The sequence below is a fragment of the Nonomuraea sp. NPDC050680 genome (assembly GCF_040654555.1).
In the GTDB taxonomy this organism is placed as follows: Bacteria; Actinomycetota; Actinomycetes; order Streptosporangiales; family Streptosporangiaceae; genus Nonomuraea.
This window is the reverse complement of sequence record NZ_JBFAIF010000040.1, coordinates 1-21,137: the sequence shown is the minus strand read 5'-3', so window position 1 is coordinate 21,137 and position 21,137 is coordinate 1. Positions and strand designations below refer to the sequence as shown.

Here is a 21,137-nt window from a genome sequence, read left to right as displayed (position 1 = left end):
GCGCATATGTCACAAGCCGCCCGCGAGAGCGGGTGGTCTTCTGGCCGGCCCGGGCGGACGCGCCCTGGCATGGGTCGCGCTCGCGCGGCGTCACACTGCAGGGCTGTGGCGCCGCGTGAGTCGCGCCCGCCGCCGGTCCCGGATCTCCGGGGCCGGCGGCATCTTCATGTCCGCGACAGGTGCCTCTACGGCAGGCGGACGCCGGTGCGGCGGCCTATCTGGGCCTGCAGCCTGGCCATCTGCCAGTGGAGGTCGATGAGTTGCTCGGTCAGTTGGGCCCGGGGAACGTCTGCCACGTCCTCGACGGCCAGATGGTCGATCGCCGCCGCTAGCTCTCCCATCGCGCGCTCCCACTCCATCGGCGTCCTCGTATCGAAACAACGTTCGAATCATATCGGAACGCCGGCCACGCTGTCAGTCATTTGCCCCGCGAGTCGCGCGGGCATGACAGAACCGCGGACGCTTGACAGCGGCGTCCGCGGGAGCGGCGGGGATCAGCCCTTGTTGTAGGCGGCGAGGACTTCCTTGGGGTCGCCGTCCATCTTGATCTTGCCCTTGTGCAGCCAGATGACCCGGTTGCAGGTCTCCTCGATGACCCTGAGGTCGTGGGCCACGAGGAAGACCGTGCCCGCCGACTCGCGGATCTGCTTGATGCGTTCCTCGCTCTTCTTGCGGAACTCGCGGTCGCCGGTGGCCAGGGCCTCGTCGATCAGCAGTACGTCGTGCGTCTTGGCCGAGGAGATGGCGAAGCGCAGCCGGGCGCCCATGCCGGAGGAGTAGGTGGACATCGGCAGCTGGACGAACTCATCGATGCCGGAGAAGTCGACGATCTCCTGGTATTTCTCCCTGACTTCGCTCGGGCTCATGCCCATGGCGTAGCAGCCGAGCACGATGTTGCGCTCGCCCGTGAGCTCGCGCATGAGCGCCGCGTTGACGCCGAGCAGCGACGGCTGGCCGTCGGTGTAGACGGCGCCCGAGTGCGGCGGCAGGAGGCCGGCGATGGCGCGCAGCAGCGTGGACTTGCCCGAGCCGTTGCGGCCGACGACGCCGATCGCGTCGCCGTGATAGGAGACGAAGGACACGCCCTTGACGGCGTGCACCTCCTTCATCTGCGGGCGACCCTGGCGCTTGACCAGCCGCGTGAGGGCGTTGACCGCGTTGCCCTTCTCGTTGTCGCTGGCCGCGCCGTAGACCCGGTAGACGATGTGGAGATCGTCGACGATGACTGTAGGCGTGCCCGTGGGGACGTCCAGGGGCCGCTTGCCGGCGGGGGCCGGGTTGGGATGCACCCTGACGTCCTTGTTGGGGACGTCCGCCTTGGGGACGACCTCGCCGGGGACGGCGGGCTCCTGGCCCTTCACCTGTGACAGCTCCTTGGTCAGTTCAGCCACGCCCGTACCTCTCCTCAGCTCGCCAGAAGTACCAGAAGCCGAAGCCGAGTGCGAACACTGCCCAGAATACGCATGACAGAACCACCATCATCGGGGGATTGTGCCCGTTCTCCGGATGGTAGGTCTTGATGAGGATGTCGCGCATCCACTCGATGTAGGAGGCCGCGGGATTGAGATACATCACGTTGGCCACCCACTGAGGCAGCTTCGCGGAGCCGACGACCTTGTCCTGGATGGAGAAGAAGACGCCCGAGGCGTAGAGCCAGGTGCGGGTGATGAACGGCAGCAGCTGGTTGAGGTCGCGCATCGAGGAGCCGAGCCGGGCGATCACCAGGCCGGCGCCGATGTTGAACAGCGTCTGCAACAGCAGCACGACCGGGATCATCAACCAGAACCACGTGGGCCATTCGCCGGTGGCCGCCACCAGCACCAGGAGCACGCCCATGGAGATGGCGAGCTGCTGGAGCTCTTGGATCGTGTAGGCGAACGGCAGAGAGGCCCTGGGGAAGTGGAGCGCCCGGATCAGTGAGAGGTTGCCCGAGATCGACTTGGCCCCGGCGGTCACCGTCCGCTGCGTGTAGGTGAAGACGAACATCCCGGTCAGCAGGAAGGCCGTGTAGTTCTCGATGTTCTTGCCGCCGCCGAGGATCAGGCCGAACATCAGGAAGTAGATGGCGGCGTTCAGCAGCGGGGTCAGGACCTGCCACAGCTGGCCCAGAGCCGAGTTGGAGTACTTCGAGACGTTGCGCGAGGTCGCGTACGTCAGGATGAAGTGTCGGCGCTCCCACAGCTGGCGCACGTAGACAGGAAACCTCGGCCGCGCGATGGCACGGCGAAGCCCGTATCTCTGGGCGAGCTTGGCCAGCGGCTCTCCGCTTCGGCCGCCCGCCTGGGCGTCCGCTACAGCGGATTCCGGCTGGCTCATGGCAAGGACTCTATTGGATCCGGCTCGTTGAGGTGTCTGCCGCGACGGTTCGCGACAGACTGTTGGACGGTGTCCCGCGATGACCGGTTCCAAGGCTGGTACCAGGGCATGCCAAGACTCGCTCAACCGTAGCTCAGCGACACGCGGGATGGCGGCTAGGGCGCGACCAGTGGCGCCAAGGGGGTATTTTTCATCAGCTGTTCACGTCCCGTAGTGTCCGCTTTAGAGGTTCTTCGGTGGCTTTAGTGCTCTATGCGAGAAATGACTGTGACGTTGGATAAGCGCACGTGTGACCGAACTGCAACGCGCCAGAGACTCCCTGGTGGCAAGTAGTAAGGGATAGTCGCGATCGACTGGCAGGGCGTCGGCTGGTTTGACCAGGTCAGCCAAACCCGGGGGACGACAAGGCACCCCCGTCAGGCTGCTCACGATCATCGCAGCTCAGCGCTTACGCCCACCTGTTTGAGGGAGGAATCTTTTTACCATGCGTGTTACTAAGGGCGCACAGATCGTCGCCGGTACCGCGCTGCTAGCCCTCGCGGTCGCCGCGTGTGGCGGCGGCGGATCCACGACCGGTAACCCCGCGTCGAGCGGAGGCGGCGACACGCCGGTCCGCATGGAACTGGGCGAGCCGCAGAACCTGCTGGTCCCGTCGAACACCACGGAGTCCGAGGGCGCTGAAGTCCTCGCTGCGGTGTTCGAGCCGCTCGTCAACTATGACGAGAACAAGCAGGTCGTCCTGGCGGCGGCCGAGTCGATCGAGAGCACCGACAACAAGGTGTGGACGATCAAGCTCAAGCCTTACACGTGGCAGGACGGCCAGCCTGTCGTCGCGCAGAACTACGTCGACGCGTGGAACTACGCGGCCAACCAGGACAACGCCCAGGGCGCCGGTTACTTCTTCGGCCGCGTCGAGGGTTACGCCGACCTCAACCCTGGCGAGGGCAAGCAGGTCACCACCAAGGAGATGAAGGGCCTCAAGGCGGTCGACGACTCGACGCTGCAGGTCACGCTCACCGCGCCGTTCTCCCAGTTCAAGACCATGCTGGGCTACACCGCGTTCTACCCGCTGCCCAAGACCGCCTTCGGCGCCGACGGCAAGGTGACGGCGGAGTACGGCGAGAAGCCGATCGGCCAGGGCCTGTTCAAGCTCGACAAGCCCTACAAGAAGGGCACCGACCAGTCCATCGACCTGTCGGTCTACGACAAGTACCCGGCCAAGAAGCCGGCCGGCTGGACCAAGCTTCAGTTCAAGCTCTACAACAGCTCCGAGACGGCCTACAACGACCTGCAGGCCGACAACGTCGACATCCACGACTCGCTGCCCGCCTCGGCGATCTCCAGCGCCAAGACGGCGCTCGGTGACCGCTACCAGGACCAGCCTGACGCCGGCGTCGGGTACATCGGCTTCCCGCTGAAGTACAACGACGAGTACAAGGACGTCAAGATGCGCGAGGCCATCTCGATGGCCATCGACAGGAAGACCATCGCCGAGACGGTCTTCTCCGGCACCCGTTCGCCGGCTGACGACTTCATCAACCCGGCCATCGACGGCTACCGCCAGGGCGCCTGCCAGGCCTGCCAGTACAACCCGACCAAGGCCAAGGAGCAGTACGCCGCGGCCAAGGGCCCGGCGAAGCTGGAGCTCGGCTACAACGCCGACGGTGGCCACAAGGAGTGGATCGAGGCCGCGGCCAACAACCTCCGCGCCAACCTCGGCGTCGAGGTGACGGTCAAGCCGTTCGAGAAGTTCGCGAGCATCCTTGACGCCCTCGACAAGAAGGAATACAAGGGCATGTTCCGGATGGGCTGGGCGATCGACTACCCGTCCGCCGAGAACTACCTGACCCCGATCTTCTCGACCGGCGCCATCAAGACCGGTTCGAACTACGCGGGCTACTCCAACAAGGAGTTCGACGAGACGGTCGCCAAGGGCGACCAGGCGGCGACTCCCGAGGAGGGGCTGAAGTTCTACCAGCAGGCGGACGACATCCTCATCAAGGACCTTCCGTACATCCCTGTGTACTTCTACCGTAACAACTCGGGGTACTCGACCAAGGTCAAGAACGTCAAGATCAACCTGCTCAACCAGGTTGAGTGGGCCGACGTCGAGAAGGCCTGACGCTGTTCGCTGGGGTGGGCGCCTAGCCGCCCACCCCTCGAGAGCCCGCCACGAAGGCAGTCATTGGGGGCCGTGAGAACCCCAGGTCCCGGCGACTGCCTTCTTGGCATGTACGGGAGGCTTGAATGGGCCGTTATGTCATCCGGCGCCTGATCCAGGCAATACCAGTCCTGCTGGGCGCCACCCTCTTCATCTTCGTCATCGTCTTCGCGCTCCCTGGCGACCCCATCGCGGCGCTGGCCGGCGAGAAGAGGCAAGATCCCAACATCGTGTTGATCCTTCGGGATCAATATCACCTCAACGATCCGGTGCTGGTGCAGTACGGGTACTACATCAGCAACATCTTCCTGCACGGCGACTTCGGCAAGACCTTCGCCGGAGTGCCCGTGACCCAACTGATGGCCGGAAAGTTCCAGGTCACCCTGAACCTGGCGCTTGTCGCCCTCGTCATGGAGGCGATCGCCGGCATCCTGCTCGGTCTGTGGGCGGCGCTGCGCCGTGGCCGGGCGATCGACACCATGATCCTCGCCTCGACGCTGCTGCTCATCTCCGTTCCGCCGCTGGTGACCGGCTTCGTGCTCCAGCTGTGGCTGGGCGTGTGGCTCAAGCAGCAGGTGGGATTCGAGATCTTCCCGATCGCGGGCATCACCTCAGGGTTCAAGGCGTATCTGCTGCCTGGGTTCGTCCTGGCGGGATCGGGGATCGCGTACCTCACCCGGCTCACAAGGACGAGTCTGGTGGAGACGCTGAGAGCCGACTACATACGAACAGCGACTGCCAAGGGACTGCCGAGACGACGAGTCATCGGCCGGCACGGGCTGCGCAACGCGCTGATCCCGCTGGTCACCTACCTGGGCGCCGACGTCGGCACGCTCATGGGAGGTGCGGTGATCACCGAGACCATCTTCAACATCCCGGGCATCGGACTTCAGATCTACCAGGGTGTATATCTGAGGGAGCAACCCATTGTCGTAGGTATCGTGACGATTCTGGTGCTGGTCTACATCTTGGCGAACCTGCTTGTCGACCTGCTGTACGCCGTGCTCGACCCGAGGATCCGCTATGAGTAATGACCCACAGGTGGGACCTGTGCAGACCGTGACCGCGCCACCTCCTCAGGCCAAGCCCAAGCGGCAGGACAAGCCCGCGAGCCTGTGGGGCGACGCGCTCTACGACCTGCGGCGCAGGCCGATGTTCATCGTCTCGGTCGGGATCATCTTGATCCTGCTGGTCATGTCGCTCTGGCCGTCGCTGTTCGCCTCGATCAACCCGTTCGATCCCAAGACCTGCGAACTGGCCACGGCGCGGCAGGGACCGAGCGCGGGCCACATCTTCGGCCGGGACAACCTCGGCTGTGACGTGTATGCCAGGACGATCTACGGCGCGCGCAACTCGATCGTCATCGGCATCACCACCATGATCGTCACGGCGGTCGTCGGTGGTCTGCTCGGCCTGCTCGCGGGCGCTCGCGGCGGAGCCGTCGACACGGTGTCCTCCAGGATCACGGAGGTCTTCTTCGCGATTCCGTGGATCCTCGGCTCGCTGCTCATCACGGCCACTTTCCGCGACGTCAACCTGGGCATCTGGATCGTGGTCATCGCGCTGGCGGTGCTGTCCTGGCCGATGACGTTCCGCATCATGCGGGCGGCGGTGATGACCGCGAGGAGTCAGGACTTCGTGCTCGCGGCGCGTGCGCTGGGTGCCGGCCAGGGTCGGATCATGTTCAAGCACCTGCTGCCGAACGCGCTCGCCCCGGTGATCGTCGTCTCGACGATCAACCTCGGCGGGTTCATCGCGGCGGAGGCGGCGCTGTCGTTCCTGGGAGTCGGGATCCAGTCCCCGAACATCTCCTGGGGTCTGATGATCGCCGATGCTCGCAACCGGTTCCTGGAGGCGCCGCTGCCGCTGTTCTTCCCGGCGCTGTTCCTGAGCATCACGGTGCTCGCGTTCATCATGCTGGGCGACGCGGTGCGCGACGCCCTCGACCCGAAGCTCAGGTAGGAGGGGGGTTCAAGTGAGAAAGGCAACAACGGACACGTTGCCCGCCGAGGGAGGGCTGGGTAACGAACCGCTGCTCGCCATCGAGGACCTGCACGTGGAGTTCCACACCCGCCCGGGAATCGTGCGCGCGGTCAACGGGGTCAGCTACTCGCTCAGCCCCGGGGAGACGCTCGCCGTGCTGGGCGAGTCGGGCTCCGGCAAGTCGGTGACCGCCCAGGCGATCATGGGCATCCTCGACATGCCGCCGGCCCGCATCCCCAAGGGAGAGATCCGCTTCCGTGGCACCGATCTGCTGAAGCTGTCGGACGAGGCGCGCACCCAGGTGCGCGGCCAGCGGATCGCCATGGTGTTCCAGGACGCGCTGTCCGCGCTCAACCCGGTGTTCACCGTGGGCTGGCAGATCAGCGAGATGTTCCGGGTGCACCGCGGCATGTCCAAGCGCGATGCCGTGAAGAAGTCCATCGAGCTCATGGACAGGGTCCGGATCCCGGCCGCCAAGCAGCGGGTGAACGACTACCCGCACCAGTTCTCCGGGGGCATGCGCCAGCGCATCATGATCGCCATGTCGATCGCGCTGGACCCTGAGGTGCTGATCGCGGACGAGCCGACCACCGCGCTCGACGTGACGGTTCAGGCCCAGATCATGGAGCTGCTCGCCGAACTCCAGCGAGAGAGCAACATGGGCATGATCCTGATCACGCACGACCTCGGCGTCGTCGCCGACGTCGCCGACAAGATCGCGGTCATGTACGGCGGGCGGATCGTCGAGAACGCCCTCGTGCACGACATCTACGCGAACCCGGCCCACCCCTACACCAAGGGGCTGCTGGAGTCGATTCCCAGGGTCGACCAAAAGGGTCAGGACCTGTACGCGATCAAGGGCCTGCCGCCCAACCTGCTCGACATGCCGACCGGCTGTGCCTTCCACCCGCGGTGCCCGTATCGCCAGGACAACTGCGTGACGGACAACCCCCCGCTCTACGAGATCAGCGGCACGCGCAGCAGCGCCTGCCACTACTGGAGGGAGGTCCTCGATGGCGACCAAGGGTGAGCGCATTCTCGAAGTCCGCGACCTCGTCAAGCATTTCCCCCTGACCCAGGGCATCGTCCTCAAGCGGCAGATCGGCGCGATCAAGGCCGTGGACGGCGTCTCGTTCGACCTCGACAAGGGTGAGACGCTGGGCATCGTCGGCGAGTCGGGCTGTGGCAAGTCCACGCTGGCCAAGGTGCTCATGGCGCTGGAGCGGCCGACCTCCGGCTCGGTGAAGATCAAGGGCCGGGACATCGCCAAGGCCAGGGGCGGCGAGCTCAAGCGGATGCGGCGCAACATCCAGATGGTGATGCAGGATCCGTACACCTCCCTGAATCCCCGGATGACCGTCGGCGACATCATCGGCGAGCCGTTCGACATCCACACCGAGGTCGCCCCCAAGGGCGAGCGCCGCCGTAAGGTGCAGGAGCTGCTGGAGGTCGTGGGGCTCAACCCCGACCACATCAACCGCTACCCGCACCAGTTCTCGGGCGGGCAGCGTCAGCGCATCGGCATCGCCCGTGGGCTGGCGCTCCAGCCGGAGATCATCGTCTGCGACGAGCCGGTCTCCGCGCTCGACGTGTCGATCCAGGCCCAGGTCATCAACCTGCTGGAGCGGTTGCAGAACGAGTTCGACCTGGCGTACATCTTCATCGCCCACGACCTGTCGGTGGTGCGCCACATCTCCGACCGGGTCGCGGTGATGTACCTGGGCAAGGTCGTCGAGCTCGGTAAGGACACCGAGATCTACGACAAGCCCGCCCATCCGTACACGCAGGCGCTGCTGTCGGCCGTGCCGGTCCCCGACCCTGAGGGCCGCGAGCAGCGCGAGCGGATCATCCTGCAGGGCGACCCGCCGTCGCCCGCCAACCCGCCGTCGGGCTGCCGTTTCCGCACCCGCTGCTGGAAGGCGCAGGAGATCTGCGCCGAGGAGGAGCCGCTGCTGCAGATCCGGCAGGGGACGGGGCACGAGAGCGCCTGTCACTTCGCCGAGACGCACGACGTGGTTCACGTCGGCTGACCACCGGCTGATCATCGGCTGATCACCGACGCCAAGGCCCTCCGCGGGAGCTTCCCGCGGAGGGCCTTGGCGGTTGTGGGGGAGCCTTGGCGGTTGTACGGTGAGCGTCGCCAAGACGGCCGAGCCGGTCAGCGGGTGGCTATGACGGCCGAGCCGTGGCCGAACAGGCCCTGGTTGGCGGCCAGGCCGACCCTGGCGCCCTCGACCTGACGCTCGCCCGCCCGGCCGCGCAGCTGCCGGGCCAGCTCGCAGACCTGGGCGATGGCCTGGGCGGGGATGGCCTCGCCGAAGGAGGCGAGCCCGCCCGACGGGTTCACCGGCACGCGCCCGCCGAGCGCGGTGTCGCCCGCCCGCAGCAGCTTGCCGGCCTCGCCGGGTGGGCAGAGTCCCACGTCCTCGATCCAGTCCAGTTCGAGGGCGGTGGACAGGTCGTACACCTCGGCGAACGAGACGTCGCCCGGCCCGACGCCCGCCTCCTCGTAGGCGGCGTGCGCGATGGCGGCCCTGAAAGGGCGCTCCGGAGGAGGTACGGCGGCGGAGGAGTCGGTCGCGAAGTTCGGCAGCTCCAGGACCGTGTTGGGGAACGTGGGCGTCACCGTCGAGACGGCGGCGATGCGCACCGGGTCGGCCACGCCCAGCCGGCGGGCGTACTCCGGAGAGGCCAGCACCAGCGCGGCGCCGCCGTCCGAGGTCGCGCAGATGTCCATGAGGCGCAGGGGGTCGGCCACCATGGGGGAGGCCAGGACCTCCTCGGCCGTGACGGCCTTGCGGTAGCGGGCCATCGGGTTCAGCGAACCGGCCAGGGAGTTCTTGACCTTGACGGCGGCGAAGTCGTCGGTGGTCTCGCCGTACAGGGCCAGCCGCCTACGCGCATAAAGCCCGAAATATGCGGGATTAGTGGCACCGAGCAGCCGGAACCGCAGCCAGTCGGGGTCGTCCGGGCGGTCGCCGCCGACCGGCTTGAAGAAACCCTTGGGCGTGGCGTCCGCGCCCACCACCAGCGCCACGTCGCAGAGCCCCGCCATGATCCGGGTACGCGCGATGTCGATCGCCTGCGCCCCCGACGCGCACGCCGCGTAGCAGGAGGCGATGCGGGCGCCGGACCAGCCGAGGGCCTGGGCGTAGGTGGATCCGGCGACGAACCCCGGATAGCCGTTCCTGATCGTGTCGGCGCCCACCAGGAACTGGACGTCGGTCCAGGCGATCCCGGCATCCCGCAGCGCCTGCCTGGCCGCCGCCACGCCGTACTCCGCGAACGGCCTGCCCTGCTTGCCCCATGGGTGCATGCCCGTGCCGAGCACCACGACGCTCACGACGCGCGCCCCCACATCCACACCAGGGGTCCGTCGGCCAGCGGGCCGTGGGTGAGCTCGACCTCCATGCCGACCTCCAGCTCGTCCACCGTCAGGTCCTTGACCTGCCCCAGCACCACGATGCCCGCGCCGGCCAGCTCCACCGCCGCCAGCGTCACGGGCGTGTACGGCTCCGCGGCCACGAACGGCTCGGGCGGTGGGTAGGCGGCGCTGGTGTACGACCAGATCCGGCCGCGTCTCGGCAGCCTGGTCTCCTCCATGGACTCCCCGTCGCAGTGCGGGTTGCGGCAGAACCCGCGCTGCGGCGGGAAGCAGACCGTGCCGCACGCCGCGCACCGGGTGCCGATCAGGTGGGTGGCGGCGTCCTCGATGACGAACCAGCCGTCGATCGCAAGGCTCATAGGGAGGAGTATCACACAAGCGCTTGCTAGGTTACATCCCTCCCGCGCCACCGGTGCCGGACGATGATCCGGCCCGACATGACCGCCGTCAGCAGGACCATGCCGAGCACCACCGGCAGCCGCGACGACGGCGGCGGGGACGACGGCGACCGGGAAACCGGGCCGTCGCCGAAGTAGCCGCCGGTCCCCACACCGCCCCCGGCGGACGCGGTGGCGGGCCTCGCCAGGTGGTCTGCCGCGCGCAGGGCGAGCAGCGCGTTGGCCACCCCGTGCCCGTACGAGCGGTTGTAGCCGTCGGCGGGCCGCCGCCTGGTGCCCTGTTCGATGGCCGTCCGCACGTGGTACGGGGAAAGGTCGGGGTGCATCGACTTGATCAGCGCGGCGATGCCCGCCACCATGGCCGCGGCCGAGCTCGTCCCGTCGCCGACCACGTACGAGTCGGCGCCGTCGGCGGTCACGATGCCGGTCCCCGGCGCGACCACCGAGAGGTAGTCCTGGCGATTGGAGAAGGGCGCCACCTCCAGCCGCCTGTCGACCGCGCCCACGGCGATCACGCCGGGGTAGGCGGCGGGGAAGTTCTTCTTGTTGGTCGTGTCGCCGTCGTTGCCGGACGAGGCCACCAGCACGGTGCCGCGGCTGATGGCGTACTGGACCGCCTCCTCCTCGGCGGCCGAGCCCTCCCAGGAGCCGCTGCCGCCGCCGAGCGACATGCTGATGACGTCGGCGCCGTGGTCGACCGCGTAGCGGATGCCTGTGGCCAGGGCGTCGCGGCCGCTGGGGTGCCGCTTCTGGCGGAGCGGGTCGCCGTTCTCCAGCGTGACCCTGACGGACAGCACGCGGGCGGCGGGCGCGACCCCGATGACCCCGCTGTCCGCGTGACCTCCGACCGCTGTCCCGCTCGCCGCTTGGCCGACTGCTGTCCCGCTCGCCGCTTGGCCGGCCGCTGTCCCGCTTGCTGCCGGGCCGCCCACCGCAGCGGTGCCTGCCGCGGCCCTACGTGTCGCGGGGATGCCTGCTGTCCCGCCGCCTGCCGTCCTGCGGGCTACGGTCGGGCCGTCTGGTGTCCCGCCGTTCGCGGCCAGGGTGTTCGGTGTCGGGGCGCTGTGGTCGTGGCCGTGGCCGGCGATGAGGCTGGCCATGGCGGTGCCGTGGTGGCCCCACATGGCGGGCTCCCCGGCGTCGCCGGTCAGGTCGGGGCCGGCGACCACCGCGCCGGCCAGGTCGGGGTGGTGGGCGTTCACGCCGGTGTCCAGCACGGCGACCAGCACGCCGGCGCCCTGACTCAGCTTCCACGCCTCGGGCAGGCGCAGGGTGGCGAGCTGCCACTGGCCGGCCCGCGCCGCCGTGCCCACGTCGTCGGAGGCGCTCGGTCCCGCCCCGGCCACCAGCACCCCGGCCGCCAGCGGCCCGGCCACCAGCAGGCCCACCGCCAGGGATCCGGCGAGCGGCCTGATCATCTGGTCAGGCTTCCGTACAGGGCCGTGGCCAGCCGGCGGGCGGTGTCGCCGAGGCGTCTGGTGACGAGCTCGCCCGGCTGGTACGGCCGGCCGTCCGCGTACCCGGCGGCCGTCGCCACGACGTAGGCGTCGTTCGACGAGATCAGCACGCCGGTGACGTACTGCGACTCGCCGAACCGCTCGGCCGGCCCATCGGGAAAGGCCACTGGCCGTACGGTCGGCAGCCGTCCGGCACCGGTCCCTGACGGCCCATCGGGCGGACGGCCGGCGCCGGTCTCTGATGATCCGGTCGGCGGGGCGCCCACGAGCGTCAGCGGGAGGTCGTCCGTCAGGCGGTCAAGGGGCCGGTGGGCGTCAGGGCCGGTCAGTACGGCGATGCCGACCGTCGCCACGAACGTCTGCGTGCTGTCCGCGTACGTGGCGCGCAAGGCCGTCACGCACCCGCGCAGCAGCCGCGCGACCCCGGGCTGGAAGGCCACCCGGCACGGCGACTCCGGGGCGACGCCGGCCAGGACATAGGTCACGCGGGCCCCGGAGGGGCTGGTGCCGGGCACGGAGCTCGGGAACACCCTGGCCACCGGCCACGCGTGCCAGCGCTCCGGCACGGGTGGCTCCGAGGACGGCAGGGCGGCGGACAGTAAAGAGAGCAGCACAACAGACAAAGGGAACAAGTGCACCTCGCGGGCAGGGGAGGGGTCGCCCGATGCCCGTGCATTCTGACACGCGATCGACGGTTCAATCTGACGCTTCGGTAAACAGACCGATACGCGGTGTAATTTCCTTTTGGCGGCTTTCGTCTCGAGGGGAGGGCGAGGGCCGCACATGGGCCTGGTCAGGGCGGGGTGAGAGTCGTACATGGGCCTGGTCAGGGCGAGGGTGAGAGTCGTACATGGGCGCCCGGTGGCAGGCCGAGGCGCTGGGCCGCGTCGCCAGAGTTGACGGCTATGGCGATCAGCCCGGCCGAGTCGGCGAAGGCCACCAGCTCGCCCGGCGGCACGGCCGCGAACGTCTCCCGGTACGGCAGTGTCAGTTGCCTGCGCCCCAGCCAGACCCCGAGCGTGTCCCCGATCCGCACGCCCAGCGCCGCCAGGTCGCCCGCCGCGATCGACAGCTGGGTGTTGCCGTAGCGGTCGACCGAGACCACCTCACCCTCGACGGCCCCCTGGCGTAGCTTCGAGGTCGGCTCCGGCAGCGAGACCAGCCGCGAGAGCGGCACCTCGGGTCCCAGCTCGGCCGGTTTGAGCCCGCCGCACAGCCGCCCGGCGACCGGCGAGAACACGTCCCGCCCGTGGAAGGTCGGTGAGACCGGATGCAGGAAGTAGTCGGCGTTGCTGATCTCGTAGGCCGCCTCGGCCCCGCCGCTGGCGTGCATGGCCCACGACAGGAGCCCGTTGTCGGGGCCGATGAACACCCGCCCGCCGGCCTCCACGGCGACCGCCCGCCTGGCTCCGCCCGCGCCGGGATCGACCGCCCCGATGTGTACGCCCTTCGGGAGATAGGGGATTGTCTGGGAGAGTATGGCGGCGCCGCGCCGTACATCGCCCGATGGGATCAGGTGGCACACGTCGATCACCCTGGCCTCGGGGGCGATCCCGGCTATCACGCCATGACAGGCGGCCACATAGCCATCTTCGAGCCCGTAGTCGGTGAGAAGTGTGATGACTGAGGTCACATTTGGTGACTGTACGTCTCTCAATCCGCCGTGAACACCCGCACTCCGCACATTACGATTGGCACGGGCCCGCGTGCCCACGATCTGATCGTCGCGCGCCCTTCCGAGGAGGACACCATGGACACTGCACCGGTCAGCGGTGACAGTGCTGCCCAGGAACCGTCCAGACAACCCCTCTCCAAACGCGATCTCGAACTCCTCGCCTTCGAGCGCCACTGGTGGCGTTACGCGGGTGCGAAGGAGCAGGCCATCAAGGAGACCTTCGGGTTCTCCGCCACCCGTTACTACCAGCTCCTCGGCGAACTGATCGATCGGCCGGAGGCGCTCCAGCAGGATCCGATGCTGGTCAAGCGGCTGCGCCGGCTGCGTTCCACGCGCCAGCGGGAGCGCGCCGCCAGACGGTTTGGCATGCGCCCCTGACCTGCTGGGTACGGCAGGCGCGTGAAGAACATCAGACAAACAGGATCGCCCGGCATGGAAGCGATCCTGAAGGATCCGGCGGGAGCCGTGATCGGGCTCGACTTCGACGGCACCCTTGCGCCGATCGTGGCCGATCCCGCCTCCGCCAGAATCCATCCGGAAGCGCCGCCCGTACTCGCCGAGCTGGGCAGGTACGTCAACGCGGTGGCGATCGTGACCGGCCGGCCGGTGGCCACGGCTCTGCGGCTCGGGACCGGCCTGACCGACGCACCCGGCTTGGCCGAGGTGCCTGGCCTGGTGGTGCTGGGGCATTACGGGTTCGAGCGCTGGGAGGACGGCCGGGTCTCGGCGCCGCCGCCTCCGCCCGGCGTGCTCGAGGCCGAGGCCGAGCTGCAACTGCTGCTCGTCTCCCTCGGCGTGAAAGGCGTGGCGATCGAGGACAAGGGCCGGGCGGTCGCCGTCCACACCCGGCGCAGCGCCGACCCCGAGGGCACGCTGGAGGCCCTGCGCGAGCCGCTGGCCGCACTGGCGAAGAAGCACGGGCTGGTCGTCGAGCCCGGCCGCCTGGTGCTCGAACTGCGGCCACCGGGCATGGACAAGGGGCACGCGCTCGGCCTGTTCCTGGCCGAGCGGGCGGCCAGGTCGGTCATGTTCGTCGGCGACGACCTGGGCGATCTGGCGGCCTTCGACGCGGTCAGGAACTCAGGGCTGCCGGGGGTGAACGTGTGCAGCGGTTCGGCCGAGGTGACCGCGCTGGCCGAGCGGGCCGACATCGTGGTGGACGGCCCCGACGGCGTGGTGGCCCTGCTGCGGGAGCTCGCTTCGGCCGTCAAAGGGCGCTGATCGACCTGCAGATCCGCAAACCGCCTACAAGGCTGCAGGTCCGCAAATCGCCTACAAGGCTGCAGGTCCGCAAATCGCCTACAAGGCTGCAGGTCCGCAAACCGCCTACAAGTAGGCAACCCGCCTGCAAGTGCGGGCCGGTACCGTCGCGGGATGTCGAAGAGATACCTCGCCGTGGCGGTCCTGTCCGTGGCCGCCGCCCTCCTCGTCCCGGCCGTCCCCGCCTCCGCGAGCATCGCGAGCGCGAACCATCCGCTCAAGCTGCGCCACGGGCTGACGCTGTCCCTGCCGAGCTCATGGAAGGTGTACGGCAAGGGCGACTGGATCCATGTCGTCACCGGCAAGTGCGCCAAGCCCAAGGGGGCGTACTTCACGCCGGAGTGCCACGGTTTCTGGGTGCTCGGGCCCGCGGCCGTCAAGGTGGGTCACGAGCTCAATCCGTACACGCCCGACCGGCCCTTCTACTCGGCGACCGACGTGCAGCCCTGCCCGCTCAACCACAAGTGGGGCCAGACGCTCAACGGCGCGGCGGCCAAGGGGCTGCGCCAGGTCGGACCCGGACACAAGGCGTACTACCGCGCGTGGAAGGGCACCTGCGTCACCGGGACGGGCAAGGCGCGGGCCGCCTTCGTCCAGCGGGAGTGGTATCTGCCCAAGAGTGGCGTGCTCGTCGTCGACTCATGGAACACCCCCGGACTGACCGGCGTGCTCAAGCACGCGGCCTGGCGATGAGCGTCCCCGGCGTGCTCAAGCGCGCGGCCTGGCGATGAGCACCCCGCCGGCGGCCAGGGCGATGAGGACGGGGACCAGCAGGAACGCGTTCCAGGTGCCGAAGCCGTCGGCGAGCGCGCCGAGCGCGAGCGGGCCGAGGGCCATCGCGGACCCGGCCCAGATCGGAGCCGCCGCGCCGGCCCGGTCGGGCCGGTCGCCCGCGTGCGTGATCAGCGCGGCCAGCGCGAGCGGGAAGTGCAGGGAGGCGCCCAGCCCGCTGAGCGCGAGACCCGCGTAGGACAGGACGGGCCAGGTGCTCAGCCAGAAGAGCAGCCAGCCCACCGCGGTGATCGCCAGCGCGCCCAGGAAGAGCCGCGCGGGCGCCAGGCGTAAGGCCAGGTACGCGCCGGCGAACCGGCCCGCCGCCAGCCCGGCCAGGAACGCGGTCAGCCCGGTGGCCGCGGCGGCCGCGCTCAGGCCGGTGCGCGAGGCGAACAGCTCGGCCGCCCATAGGTTGAACGAGAACTCCAGCGCCACGCAGCAGCACAGCACGCCGCCCGCCAGGTGGAAGCGCCACCCGGGCGGCGCCGGCCGCTCGCCGGTGGGCGAGGCCGCCACGGCCGTGGCCGGGGGCCAGACCCGCGCCATCGTCACGACCAGCAGCGCGGTGAGCGCGGGGGTGAGGAGCAGCGAGGCCCGCCAGCCGAGCGCGGTCTGCGCGCTCGCGCTGAGCAGGAAGGTCGCGGCCACGCCCACGACGACGCCGACGGCGTTCGCCTCGCTCAGCGCGGCCGGCCCGGCCGGCCCGTGGTGCTCGCTGAGGGCGGCCATGGCGCTGTAGAGGGCGATCGCGCCGAAGCCGGCGGCCACGCCATAGCCGAGCAGCGTCAGGGGCAGCGCGGAGAAGAGCACGACCAGGAGCACGCCCGCGTTCATCCCGGCCAGGCCGATCCAGGTGGTGGCCCGCCTGCCGTAGCGCCCGGTGAGGAGCGGGAGGGAGAGGCCGGCGAGGATCGTGCCCACGGCCATCGCGGTGCCGTGCAGGCCGGCGACCGTGCCGGAGGTCCGCTGCTGGAGGCGAAGGAGCGGCAGGGCCGCGCTCAGGCCGTAGATGAACGTGGCGAACGTACCGAGGATCAGGTAGATCAGCCAGGTCGGCCGGTCCCTGGTCAGCCGGGTGCTCTCTGAGATCGCCGACACGCTAGGCCAGCGCGTCCAGCTGGGCGGCGAACCACTTCTGCGGCGGGAGCGCGGTGGCCGCCGCCTCCAGCCGATCGCGGCGGCTCATGCGCTCCTCCTCGGGCATGACCAGCGCGTCGTGCAGCGCGACGGCCGTGCCGCTCACGTCGTAGGGGTTGACCATGAGCGCGTGCGGGCCCAGCTCGGCCGCCGCGCCCGCCTCGCGCGACAGCACCAGCGCGGCCCGCGGCGACAGGATCGGGCCCTCCTTGGCCACCAGGTTCATGCCGTCGCGGATCGGGTTGACCAGCAGCACGTCGGCCAGCCGGTAGGCAGCCAGCGAGCGCGGGTAGTCGTCGTTGACGTTGAGTATCAGCGGGTCCCAGTCCTCGGTGCCGAACTCGTCCTCGATCTCCTGGGCGCAGCGCTGCACCGAGGCGGTGTATTCGCGGTATTCGGGCAGGTCGTGCCGGCTGGGATAGGCGAACGCCAGGTGCACCACCCGGCCGTGCCACTCCGGATGCGCCACCAGGAACTCCCGGTAGGCCACCAGCCCGCGGACGATGTTCTTGGACAGCTCGGTGCGGTCGATGCGGACGATCAGCCGGCGGTCGCCGACCTGCTCCCTGATCGCGGCGATGTTGGACTCGACGTCGGGCTCGTGGGCCCGGGCCCACAGCGCCTCGCCGTCGACGCCGAGGCCGTGCACGCCGATGCGGGTGGTCCTGCCCTCGTGGGTGACCGTATGGCCGGCCCGGTCGACCTCCGCGCCCAGCAGGGCGCGGCAGCAGTCCATGAACGCCCCCGCCCAGCGTTCGGTGAGGAAGCCGGCGTGGTCGGCGCCCAGGATGCCTTCGAGCACCTCGCGCGCGACGTCGTCGGGCAGCAGCGAGAAGTATTCGGGTGGCGCCCACGGCGTGTGGCTGAAGTGCGCGATACGCAGGTCGGGCCGCTCGGCGCGGAGCATCGCCGGGGTCAGCGTGAGGTGGTAGTCCTGGACCATCACGCGGGCCTCGTGTGCGGCCTCCTCGGCCAGCGCCAGCGCGAACGCGCCGTTGTAGTCGCGGTAGGACTCCCACTCGCGCTCGAACCTGGTGCCGAACAGCGGCGCGTTGGGAGTGTCGTAGAGCAGGTGGTTGACGAACCACAGCGTGGAGTTGGCCACGGCGTTGTAGGCGCGGTGGAAGGTGGCCGGCGGGATGTCGAGCATCCGCAGCGCGCCGGTGTCATAGCCGGCGTGGTCGAGCCGGCCGCCGGGCGCCTGGCGTACGGCACCGCGGTCACCGTCGGACAAAGCAGCGCAGACCCACAGCACGCCGTCGTCCTTCAGGACTCCGGAGAGTCCGGACACCAGACCGCCACCGCCGCGCTTCATGGTCAGCACACCGTCGTCAGAGACGGTGAACGAGACGGGTCCTCTGTTAGAGGCGACCAGGACGCTGTTCATTAAAGCTCCCTCCGACCATAGGATCCCAGCTATGGCGCTTGATGACCTAACCGAGGAACTGGCCCGCTCCGCCGCTGCCGGAGATCATCGCGCACTGGGTGAGCTCCTGAAGCGGATCGAACCCGATGTGTTGCGCCATTGCGCTCGCATCCTGCCCTATCACCAGGATGCGGAGGAGGCTTCCCAGGACACCCTGCTGGCCGTGGCGCGCAACATCGGGCGCTTCGAGGGGCGGGCCAGGTTCAGCACCTGGCTGCACATCGTGACGGCCAACTGCGCCCGTACGACCTACCGCACGCTGAAGCGCCGCTCGGCCGAGCAGACCTCCGACGAGCTCCCCATGCAGAAGCCCGACGCGCGGCGGGTCAGTGTGATCGCCGGGTCGCGGCTCGACCTGCTCGACGCGATGGAGTCGCTGGAGGCCAGCAAGCCCGACCTGGCCCAGGCCCTCGTCCTGCGCGACATCGTGCAGCTGGACTACAACGAGGTCGCCGAGCAGCTCGGCATCCCGCTGGGCACCGCGAAGTCGCGCATCCACCAGGCGCGCAAGTACGTTCAGGGCGTCCTGGGGGAGGACTATCGCTGAGACCGTACGTCTCGCTTCGTGAGACGGTTAGTGGCTTGACGCGCCTGGCCAGGTAGAGTCAGGCCAAACAACTGAATATTGCTCATCCAGAGGGGTGGAGGGACCGGCCCTGCGAAGCCCCGGCAACCCTCCCGGATTCAGACTCGCTACAGGGCGAGGCCGACCGGGACAGGTGCCAATTCCGGTCTGCGGTCAAGGTGGCCGCAGGCGAAGATGAGGGAAGGCCTCGCTTCATGTCGCACGACTTCGGACCCGCTGTAGCCCTCTCTTGCCGCGAGTGCGGCACCCGTTACGACCTCGGTCCCAGCTTCGCCTGCCTGGAGTGTTTCGGGCCGCTCGAAGCGGCCTACTCCTTCGGTGACGTCACCCGGAAGGACATCGAGTCCGGCCCCGCCAACATCTGGCGCTACCGCTCACTGCTCCCCGTGCCCGCCGACGTCGCCACCAAGCCGAACATGAACCCCGGCTGGACCAAGCTCGTCAAGGCCGGCAACCTCGGCCGCGCGCTGGGCATCAAGTCCCTGTACGTCAAGGACGACTCGGGCAATCCCACCCACTCCTTCAAGGACCGGGTGGTGGCCATCGCCGTCGAGGCGGCGCGTAACTTCGGGTTCCACACCCTTTCCTGCTCCTCCACCGGCAACCTCGCGGGCGCGGTCACGGCCGCCGCCGCCAGGGCCGGGCTCGACGCCTGCGTGTTCATCCCCGCCGGGCTGGAGCAGGCCAAGATCGCCATGGCCCGGGTGTTCGGGGGCCGGCTGGTCGCCATCGAGGGCTCCTACGACGAGGTCAACCGGTTCTGCTCCGAGCTCATCGGCGACCCGCTGGGCGACAAGTGGGGCTTCGTCAACGTCAACCTGCGGCCCTACTACGCCGAGGGCTCCAAGACGCTCGCCTACGAGATCGCCGAGCAGCTCGGCTGGCGGCTGCCCGAGCAGATCATCATCCCGGTGGCCTCCGGCTCCCAGCTCACCAAGATCGACAAGGGCTTCAAGGAACTGATCGCGCTCGGCCTGGTCGAGGACCGGCCCTACAAGATCTTCGCCGCGCAGGCCAAGGGCTGCTCTCCCGTGTCGACCGCGTACAAGGCCGGCCACGACGTGGTCCAGCCGGTCAAGCCGGACACCATCGCCAAGTCGCTGGCCATCGGCAACCCCGCCGACGGCCCGTACGTGCTCGACATCGCCCGCCGCACCGGCGGGGCGGTGGAGGACGTCACGGACCCCGAGATCGTCGCCGCCATCAAGCTGCTGGCCGCCACGGAGGGCATCTTCGCCGAGACGGCCGGTGGCGTCACCGTGGGAGTGCTGAAGAAGCTCGTCGAGACCGGGCAGCTCGACCCGGAGGCGGAGACCGTGGTGCTCAACACCGGTGACGGCCTCAAGACGCTCGACGCCGTCGCCGACGACGCCCAGCCCTCGGCAGTGATCCGGCCCTCGCTCGACGCGTTCCGCGCGGCTGTCTGACAACCAGGAAAGGCAAGTTAATCATGAGCGTTTCTGTGCGGATTCCCACCATTCTGCGCACCTACACCGGTGGTAACGCGGAAGTGAGTGGGGAGGGCGCGACTCTCCGTGACGTGCTGGCGAAGCTCGACTCCGACTACCCGGGGATCGGCGCGAGAATTCTGGATGAATCGGGCAAGATTCGTCGTTTTGTCAACGTTTATGTTGGCGAAGAGGATGTCCGTTTTGTCGACGGACTTGACACGGCCGCCCCCGAAGGCGTGCAGATCTCCATCATCCCGGCCGTCGCCGGAGGGTAGTCACCCGCTCACTTCAGAAGGCGCTCCCATCTGGGGCGCCTTCTGTTTTTTCCGACAATTCAACGTTGAACGACTCACTCGCCGATGAAATGCGTAATTTGTTGATTGACTCTGTTGCCAAACGCTGTCCCACAGGTATGGTCGAGGGCGATCGCCTGGTTATTTCTCCATATGTCAGGCGATTGAGGGTCTCGCGTAGGAATGGGCGGGATCTAAGAGCCCAGTAAGAGGAGTCGGAAGTGGCGCAGGGCACCGTCAAGTGGTTCAACGCGGACAAGGGCTACGGCTTCATCGCGGTAGACGGTGGCAAGGATGTATTCGTCCATTACTCAGCGATCATGATGGATGGCTATCGCTCGCTCGAACAAGGCCAGCGCGTCGAGTTCGAGATCACGCAGGGGCAGAAGGGCCCCCAAGCGGAGTCCGTGCGAGCGGTCTGAAATCACGAAGCTGGTATGTACCGGCAGGTCGCACGGCAGCGCAGTCCGGGCGAAACCGCCACTCATCCTTCGTCGACTCGGCTACGGCGGGTCCGGACGGACCCGCCGTACTGACTGACCTGGGCATGCGGGTGTCTCAGCTTGCACTCGGCAGGGTAGAGTGCTAAACAGTTTGTTGGCACTCTCGGTTCGAGAGTGCCAACACTGGATCGGGACGATGGGGTCTGCCGAACGGAGATGCAGGCCCATGCCGTCGCGGGCGTCGGCTCGGTCCATTGAAGCCACCCTGCATCTGGGAGGTCTAGCCTTATGGCAGCCAAGATGATCGCGTTTGACGAGGACGCCCGGCGCGGTCTCGAGCGCGGCATGAACCAGCTGGCCGACGCGGTCAAGGTGACCCTGGGTCCCAAGGG

General features: G+C 68.5%; 22 protein-coding genes and 1 riboswitch. Of the genes, 12 read left to right on the top strand and 10 right to left on the bottom strand.

Annotated features, from left to right (window positions below; all coding sequences use genetic code 11):
• Window positions 1-185: 185 nt before the first annotated feature.
• The 3 genes from AB0H88_RS51525 to AB0H88_RS51515 form a co-directional block, all read right to left on the bottom strand.
• Entirely contained in the window at window positions 186-341 is a 156-nt protein-coding gene (locus tag AB0H88_RS51525) for a hypothetical protein (protein ID WP_357657455.1), read from the bottom strand.
• 153 nt (window positions 342-494) lie between these two features.
• Window positions 495-1,391, bottom strand: coding sequence for an ABC transporter ATP-binding protein (locus AB0H88_RS51520; protein ID WP_357657453.1), 897 nt, complete (start codon window positions 1,389-1,391; stop codon window positions 495-497).
• Entirely contained in the window at window positions 1,384-2,316 is a 933-nt protein-coding gene (locus AB0H88_RS51515; RefSeq protein ID WP_357657451.1) for an ABC transporter permease, read from the bottom strand. The genes AB0H88_RS51520 and AB0H88_RS51515 overlap by 8 nt, the downstream gene beginning before the upstream one ends.
• Before the next feature lie 484 nt (window positions 2,317-2,800).
• Here AB0H88_RS51515 and AB0H88_RS51510 point away from each other — a divergent pair, with 484 nt between their 5' ends.
• The 5 genes from AB0H88_RS51510 to AB0H88_RS51490 all read left to right on the top strand — a co-directional run bounded on the left by AB0H88_RS51510 (window position 2,801) and on the right by AB0H88_RS51490 (window position 8,490).
• Complete coding sequence (locus AB0H88_RS51510) at window positions 2,801-4,438, top strand: ABC transporter substrate-binding protein (RefSeq protein WP_357657449.1); 1,638 nt, start codon at window positions 2,801-2,803, stop codon at window positions 4,436-4,438.
• A gap of 125 nt (window positions 4,439-4,563) precedes the next feature.
• Complete coding sequence (locus AB0H88_RS51505) at window positions 4,564-5,508, top strand: ABC transporter permease (protein WP_357657447.1); 945 nt, start codon at window positions 4,564-4,566, stop codon at window positions 5,506-5,508.
• Window positions 5,501-6,439, top strand: a complete 939-nt coding sequence (locus AB0H88_RS51500; protein WP_357657445.1) for an ABC transporter permease — start codon at window positions 5,501-5,503, stop codon at window positions 6,437-6,439. The genes AB0H88_RS51505 and AB0H88_RS51500 overlap by 8 nt, the downstream gene beginning before the upstream one ends.
• 13 nt (window positions 6,440-6,452) lie before the next feature.
• Window positions 6,453-7,490 carry an ABC transporter ATP-binding protein gene (locus tag AB0H88_RS51495; protein ID WP_357657443.1) on the top strand — a complete coding sequence of 346 codons (1,038 nt, stop codon included), beginning with the start codon at window positions 6,453-6,455 and terminating at the stop codon, window positions 7,488-7,490.
• The gene (locus AB0H88_RS51490) at window positions 7,474-8,490 is read left to right on the top strand and encodes a dipeptide ABC transporter ATP-binding protein (RefSeq protein ID WP_357657442.1); all 1,017 of its coding nucleotides are present in this window, start codon (window positions 7,474-7,476) and stop codon (window positions 8,488-8,490) included. The genes AB0H88_RS51495 and AB0H88_RS51490 overlap by 17 nt, the downstream gene beginning before the upstream one ends.
• Before the next feature lie 128 nt (window positions 8,491-8,618).
• Here the strand turns inward: AB0H88_RS51490 and AB0H88_RS51485 are convergent, their stop codons facing one another.
• The 5 genes from AB0H88_RS51485 to AB0H88_RS51465 form a co-directional block, all read right to left on the bottom strand.
• Complete coding sequence (locus AB0H88_RS51485; RefSeq protein ID WP_357657441.1) at window positions 8,619-9,818, bottom strand: lipid-transfer protein; 1,200 nt, start codon at window positions 9,816-9,818, stop codon at window positions 8,619-8,621.
• Window positions 9,800-10,204, bottom strand: a complete 405-nt coding sequence (locus tag AB0H88_RS51480; RefSeq protein ID WP_357657440.1) for an OB-fold domain-containing protein — start codon at window positions 10,202-10,204, stop codon at window positions 9,800-9,802. Before AB0H88_RS51480 ends, AB0H88_RS51485 begins: the two co-directional genes overlap by 19 nt.
• A gap of 26 nt (window positions 10,205-10,230) precedes the next feature.
• Entirely contained in the window at window positions 10,231-11,661 is a 1,431-nt protein-coding gene (locus AB0H88_RS51475) for a S8 family serine peptidase (protein ID WP_357657439.1), read from the bottom strand.
• Window positions 11,658-12,314 carry a hypothetical protein gene (locus AB0H88_RS51470; RefSeq protein ID WP_357657437.1) on the bottom strand — a complete coding sequence of 219 codons (657 nt, stop codon included), beginning with the start codon at window positions 12,312-12,314 and terminating at the stop codon, window positions 11,658-11,660. The genes AB0H88_RS51475 and AB0H88_RS51470 overlap by 4 nt, the downstream gene beginning before the upstream one ends.
• Before the next feature lie 212 nt (window positions 12,315-12,526).
• Complete coding sequence (locus AB0H88_RS51465; RefSeq protein ID WP_357657435.1) at window positions 12,527-13,333, bottom strand: SAM-dependent chlorinase/fluorinase; 807 nt, start codon at window positions 13,331-13,333, stop codon at window positions 12,527-12,529.
• Between the two features lie 117 nt (window positions 13,334-13,450).
• Here AB0H88_RS51465 and AB0H88_RS51460 point away from each other — a divergent pair, with 117 nt between their 5' ends.
• The 3 genes from AB0H88_RS51460 (at window position 13,451) to AB0H88_RS51450 (ending at window position 15,328) form a co-directional block, all read left to right on the top strand.
• Entirely contained in the window at window positions 13,451-13,753 is a 303-nt protein-coding gene (locus AB0H88_RS51460) for a DUF3263 domain-containing protein (RefSeq protein WP_357657433.1), read from the top strand.
• Window positions 13,754-13,807: 54 nt separating this feature from the next.
• On the top strand, window positions 13,808-14,596 hold the full coding sequence (otsB, locus tag AB0H88_RS51455; protein ID WP_357657432.1) for a trehalose-phosphatase: 789 nt from the start codon (window positions 13,808-13,810) through the stop codon (window positions 14,594-14,596).
• A gap of 153 nt (window positions 14,597-14,749) precedes the next feature.
• Window positions 14,750-15,328 carry a hypothetical protein gene (locus AB0H88_RS51450; RefSeq protein ID WP_357657430.1) on the top strand — a complete coding sequence of 193 codons (579 nt, stop codon included), beginning with the start codon at window positions 14,750-14,752 and terminating at the stop codon, window positions 15,326-15,328.
• 15 nt (window positions 15,329-15,343) lie between these two features.
• Here the strand turns inward: AB0H88_RS51450 and AB0H88_RS51445 are convergent, their stop codons facing one another.
• Together AB0H88_RS51445 and AB0H88_RS51440 are read right to left on the bottom strand one after the other, a co-directional pair.
• The gene (locus tag AB0H88_RS51445; RefSeq protein ID WP_357657428.1) at window positions 15,344-16,507 is read right to left on the bottom strand and encodes an MFS transporter; all 1,164 of its coding nucleotides are present in this window, start codon (window positions 16,505-16,507) and stop codon (window positions 15,344-15,346) included.
• Window position 16,508: 1 nt separating this feature from the next.
• Window positions 16,509-17,933 carry a trehalose-6-phosphate synthase gene (locus tag AB0H88_RS51440; protein ID WP_357657427.1) on the bottom strand — a complete coding sequence of 475 codons (1,425 nt, stop codon included), beginning with the start codon at window positions 17,931-17,933 and terminating at the stop codon, window positions 16,509-16,511.
• Between the two features lie 31 nt (window positions 17,934-17,964).
• On the opposite strand from AB0H88_RS51440, the gene AB0H88_RS51435 reads away from it, so the two are divergent.
• From AB0H88_RS51435 to AB0H88_RS51420, 4 genes are all read left to right on the top strand, one after another.
• Complete coding sequence (locus AB0H88_RS51435; protein ID WP_225302531.1) at window positions 17,965-18,519, top strand: RNA polymerase sigma factor; 555 nt, start codon at window positions 17,965-17,967, stop codon at window positions 18,517-18,519.
• Between the two features lie 79 nt (window positions 18,520-18,598).
• Window positions 18,599-18,739, top strand: a riboswitch (SAM riboswitch).
• A gap of 13 nt (window positions 18,740-18,752) precedes the next feature.
• Window positions 18,753-19,985: a threonine synthase gene (gene thrC / locus AB0H88_RS51430; protein WP_357657425.1), complete on the top strand. Its 1,233-nt coding sequence runs from the start codon at window positions 18,753-18,755 to the stop codon at window positions 19,983-19,985.
• A 23-nt stretch (window positions 19,986-20,008) separates the two neighbouring features.
• A complete protein-coding gene (locus AB0H88_RS51425) occupies window positions 20,009-20,284 on the top strand; it encodes a MoaD/ThiS family protein (protein WP_225302533.1) in 276 nt (91 codons plus the stop codon).
• A gap of 239 nt (window positions 20,285-20,523) precedes the next feature.
• Window positions 20,524-20,724 (top strand): cold-shock protein, encoded by a 201-nt coding sequence (locus AB0H88_RS51420; RefSeq protein WP_068927743.1) that lies wholly within the window; start codon window positions 20,524-20,526, stop codon window positions 20,722-20,724.
• Window positions 20,725-21,137: the final 413 nt, after the last annotated feature.

Coding starts and splice junctions, on each gene's coding strand:
- AB0H88_RS51525 (WP_357657455.1), bottom strand. CDS start 341: ATGGGAGAGCTAGCGGCGGCGATCGACCATCTGGCCGTCGAGGACGTG.
- AB0H88_RS51515 (WP_357657451.1), bottom strand. CDS start 2,316: ATGAGCCAGCCGGAATCCGCTGTAGCGGACGCCCAGGCGGGCGGCCGA.
- AB0H88_RS51510 (WP_357657449.1), top strand. CDS start 2,801: ATGCGTGTTACTAAGGGCGCACAGATCGTCGCCGGTACCGCGCTGCTA.
- AB0H88_RS51505 (WP_357657447.1), top strand. CDS start 4,564: ATGGGCCGTTATGTCATCCGGCGCCTGATCCAGGCAATACCAGTCCTG.
- AB0H88_RS51500 (WP_357657445.1), top strand. CDS start 5,501: ATGAGTAATGACCCACAGGTGGGACCTGTGCAGACCGTGACCGCGCCA.
- AB0H88_RS51490 (WP_357657442.1), top strand. CDS start 7,474: ATGGCGACCAAGGGTGAGCGCATTCTCGAAGTCCGCGACCTCGTCAAG.
- AB0H88_RS51480 (WP_357657440.1), bottom strand. CDS start 10,204: ATGAGCCTTGCGATCGACGGCTGGTTCGTCATCGAGGACGCCGCCACC.
- AB0H88_RS51475 (WP_357657439.1), bottom strand. CDS start 11,661: ATGATCAGGCCGCTCGCCGGATCCCTGGCGGTGGGCCTGCTGGTGGCC.
- AB0H88_RS51460 (WP_357657433.1), top strand. CDS start 13,451: ATGGACACTGCACCGGTCAGCGGTGACAGTGCTGCCCAGGAACCGTCC.
- otsB (WP_357657432.1), top strand. CDS start 13,808: ATGGAAGCGATCCTGAAGGATCCGGCGGGAGCCGTGATCGGGCTCGAC.
- AB0H88_RS51450 (WP_357657430.1), top strand. CDS start 14,750: ATGTCGAAGAGATACCTCGCCGTGGCGGTCCTGTCCGTGGCCGCCGCC.
- AB0H88_RS51440 (WP_357657427.1), bottom strand. CDS start 17,933: ATGAACAGCGTCCTGGTCGCCTCTAACAGAGGACCCGTCTCGTTCACC.
- AB0H88_RS51435 (WP_225302531.1), top strand. CDS start 17,965: ATGGCGCTTGATGACCTAACCGAGGAACTGGCCCGCTCCGCCGCTGCC.
- thrC (WP_357657425.1), top strand. CDS start 18,753: ATGTCGCACGACTTCGGACCCGCTGTAGCCCTCTCTTGCCGCGAGTGC.
- AB0H88_RS51425 (WP_225302533.1), top strand. CDS start 20,009: ATGAGCGTTTCTGTGCGGATTCCCACCATTCTGCGCACCTACACCGGT.